This window comes from Streptomyces sp. NPDC054841 (assembly GCF_053611045.1).
Genome location: NZ_JBSGZO010000664.1, coordinates 1 through 3,749, shown reverse-complemented (window position 1 = coordinate 3,749; position 3,749 = coordinate 1). Strand labels below are relative to the sequence as shown.

The window sequence follows — 3,749 nt, the reverse complement described above, 5'->3', positions numbered from 1 at the left end:
CCTCCTGCCCGGGCAGCAGCCGGCAGTCGCAGCCGCCCTGGCGGCCCGGCTGTCCGGTCTGGACGGCGAGAAGCAGCTCCTGTTCATGATGGAGCGGGTCGCCGCCCGGGTGGCCACCGTCCTCGGTCACTCGGACGCGGACGACATCGACCCCGACACTCCGTTCTCCGACATGGGTGTCGATTCGCTGGCGGCCGTGGAGATGCGCAACCAGATCAGCGATTTCAGCGGTGTCAGCCTGCGGGCCACGCTCGTCTTCGAGTACCCGACCCTGGCGGTGCTGGCCGACCATGTGCTGACGAAGGTCCTCAGCGAGGCGAGCGCCGTGGGCACCGCCGACGACGCGGTGGACTTCGCCGCAGAAGTGGCCCTGGCCGACGACATCGTGCCCGCCGGCGAAGTGGTACGGGTCGCGGACGATCCCCGGGAGGTGTTCCTCACCGGCGCGACGGGTTTCCTCGGCGCCTTTCTGCTGCGCGATCTGCTGCGTACGACGCGGGCCACCGTGCACTGCCTGGTGCGCGGCGCCGACGAGGCCGAGGCGCTCGCGCGGCTGAGGAACAATCTGGAGTGGTACGAGTTCTGGGACGCCATCGACAGCGGACGGCTGTCCGTGGTCGTCGGCGATCTCGCCGAGCCCCTGCTGGGGCTGGCCCCCGAACGGTTCGACGCCCTGGCCCGCCGCGTCGACGCCGTCTACCACGCGGCCGCGACGGTCAACGGTCTGTATCCGTACTCGGCGCTCAGGGCCGCGAACGTCTCCGGCACCGAGGAGATACTGCGACTGGCCGCCCGGCACCGGACCGTGCCCGTCCACCATGTGTCGTCCACCGGTGTGTTCGCCGCGGAGGCCGTGCCGGGCGTGGCCCTGAAGGTGACCGACCCGCCCGGTCCGGCCGAGGCACTGTCGTCGGGCTATCGGCAGACGAAGCTGGTCGCGGAGCAGATCATCACGCTCGCCAGGGACCGGGGCCTGCCGGTGTCCGTCTACCGGGTCGACGAGATCTCGGGCGATTCCGAGCGCGGCTTCTGCCAGACCCACGACTTCGTCTGGCTCAGCATGAAGGGCATCGTGCAGGCCGGCGCCGTACCGGCCGACCCCGCCGGCATCTTCCATCTGGTGCCGGTCGACCACGTCAGCGCGGCGATCCTCACGCTGTCCCGCGACGAGGCCGCGTCCGGCCGCAACCATCACATCGCGAACCGGACCCATCTGCCGTTCGCGGAGATGACGGACTCCCTGCGGTCACTCGGCTACCGCCTCGACGAACTGGCCTGGGACTCCTGGGTCGAGCGCATCAGGTCCGACCGGGACAACGCGATGGTGCCCATGATCGACGCCTTCGAGTCGACCATCCACAGCGGCCGCAACCACTATCTGACCGTCGACACCACCGAGACGCGGGAACTGCTGGCCAAAACGGGCATCGACTGCCCGCCGATGACTCGTGAACTCTTCGAGAAGTACGTCGACTTCTTCGTCCGCGTCGGCTACTTCCCGCACCCCGACGCCCCGGGGGACGCCCCACGCGGCGGGGGCCTGACCGTACGGGAGGCGACACCGGACGACCTGGCCCGTATGGCCGCGATCTGCTTCGACGCCTTCAACTCGCTGAACGCGTCACTGAACCTGCCGCCGGAGTGGCCGGACGCGGACGTCGTGACCGACATGTTCCGGGAACGGCTCGCCTCTCCCGGCTGCCTCAGCTACGTGGCGGTCGACGGCGACGGCACCGTCGTGGGCTCCAACTTCCTGGTCCTGGGCGAGTCCGTGGCGGCCTTCGGCCCGCTGAGCGTGGATCCCGCCGCACAGGGCGCAGGAGCGGGCCGGCTGCTGATGGACGCGGTGATCACGGCGGGCGAGCGGCACGACCGGGAGTCCGTGCGGGCCGTGCAGGTGACCAACAACCTCGGTGCGTACCGGCTGTACTCCTCGCTCGGCTTCGTGCCGCGCGAACAGCTCTCCGTCGTCAGCGGATACGCCCCGCCGACACCGGGCAACATGGCGGGCTTCGAGGTCCGCCCGATGACCGAGGCCGATGTGGACGTGTGCCGGCAGCTGTACCTGACGGTCAACGGCCATGCCCGGGACGGCGAGATCCGCATGGCCGCCAAGCGGGCCTTCGCCTGGTCCGCCCCGTACGTCGTCGTGGACCGGGAGAGCGGCGAAGTGGCCGGCTACACCACCGGCCTGTCCGACCTCGGCCATCTGACGGCCGTGTCGGAGTCCGCGGCCCGTGCGCTGTACGCGGGCGCGGGCGAGCTGATGCGCCGGAACGATCCCCATGGCCCCGCTCCCCGACTGCGCATACCGGGACGCCTGTTGCCGGAGACCCTGCGGTGGGCCGTCCGTACCCGGGGGCTGTCCCTGGTGCGGCTGGAAACGCTGATCGCCCGCGGCGGCTACACGACACCGGAGTCGGGGGTGTACTGCCCGGGGCTTTCCTACTAGGGCGTGTTGCGAGAGTAGCGCCGTCCGCCCGGAGGGCGGGGCCCGCGGCGTCTGGTGCGTGCGATCGCAAGGCGGAGAATCATCCTCGTACTGGACGTACTTGGATGAGTCCGACAACGCAGCGTGGGGGCACCTCCCGTGCCCGAAGGGCTACGGGGGAGTGCGTGCCAAGCGTCGCGGGCCAGGCGGGACTTTCGCAACACGCCCTAGAAGTGCCTGGATGTGCAACTGACGCCGGTGGTCCGGTGGGCCGGGTGCTCCGAGCGCGGAGAGAGTTGCTTGCACCGCCGGGGGTCTGCAGCACCCCGGCTGTGTGAGCCGTCGGTCAGCTCAGCCGGGCATCGGCGTAGACGACCATCGCGTCGCGCTGGTAGTCGGCCAGCCCGTCAGCGATCTTGTCGAAGTTCGCACGGAACTCCGGGTCGTCGGCGTAGGTCTGGGCCAGTCCCTTGTACGCGGCCGCGTTCGGGGTCCAGAACCGGCACACGCCCTGGTAGTGGGCGTCCACCTCGGCCTGCACCGCAGGATCGGCCACCGGTGTGCCGGCCACCATGAACTCCGCGATGCGGATCATCTGCGCCGTCGCCTCACGCTGCCACCGCTCCGTGTCCTCGGCGGTCATCTTGTCGACGGCCTGCCGGGACTGCTCCCACGCCTCCGGCCACCGCTCCCGTACCTCGGCCTCGGCCTTGGTCCCGGAGCGGGAGGGCTCGAAGCCCTCGAACAGGTTCTCCGGCCTGTTGATCTTTGCCATGTCGTTGTTGTCCTTGCCTTCCTCCAGTTCGGCGATGGTGCGGCCGACCGTGCGGGCGAGCGTCTCCAGCCGGTCCCGTTCCGCCAGCAGCCGTTGGTGGTGCTCGCGGAGCACGGCCACCTGATCGGCCTGGCTGTCCAGGACCGCCCGGATCTCGCGCAGCCCCACGTCCAGCTCCCGCATCAGCAGGATCTGCTGCAGCCGCAGCAGATCGGCCTCCTCGTAGTGGCGGTGCCCGTTGCTCCCGATCCATGCCGGCGGCAGCAGGCCGATCTCGTCGTAATGCCGCAGTGTCCGGGACGTCACCCCGGACATCCGGGCCACATCCGCGATCGACCAGGCCATTGCCCTGCCTCCCATCGCCGGGCCGGTCTCTCCGGCCACACAGAAGACGGTAGGAGTTGACGCAACGGAAGCCGCAAGCCGGAACCGGCGTCCTGATCGCGGAGCGACCGGCCGGGGCGCGTACGAGGAAGCGGCGGCGCGGTTGCACACCCCCGTGCCCGCCGCGATGTTCCACACCCGGGCCGGGCTGCACTATCT

General features: G+C 70.2%; 2 protein-coding genes. One reads left to right on the top strand and one right to left on the bottom strand.

What is annotated here, in order from left to right; all coding sequences use genetic code 11:
• Window positions 1-2,452, top strand: a 2,452-nt coding sequence (locus ACWGI8_RS41345; protein ID WP_453668603.1) for a thioester reductase domain-containing protein, incomplete at its 5' end; no start/stop codon positions are given.
• A 325-nt stretch (window positions 2,453-2,777) separates the two neighbouring features.
• Here the strand turns inward: ACWGI8_RS41345 and ACWGI8_RS41340 are convergent.
• Window positions 2,778-3,551, bottom strand: coding sequence for a MerR family transcriptional regulator (locus ACWGI8_RS41340; RefSeq protein ID WP_453668604.1), 774 nt, complete (start codon window positions 3,549-3,551; stop codon window positions 2,778-2,780).
• Window positions 3,552-3,749: the final 198 nt, after the last annotated feature.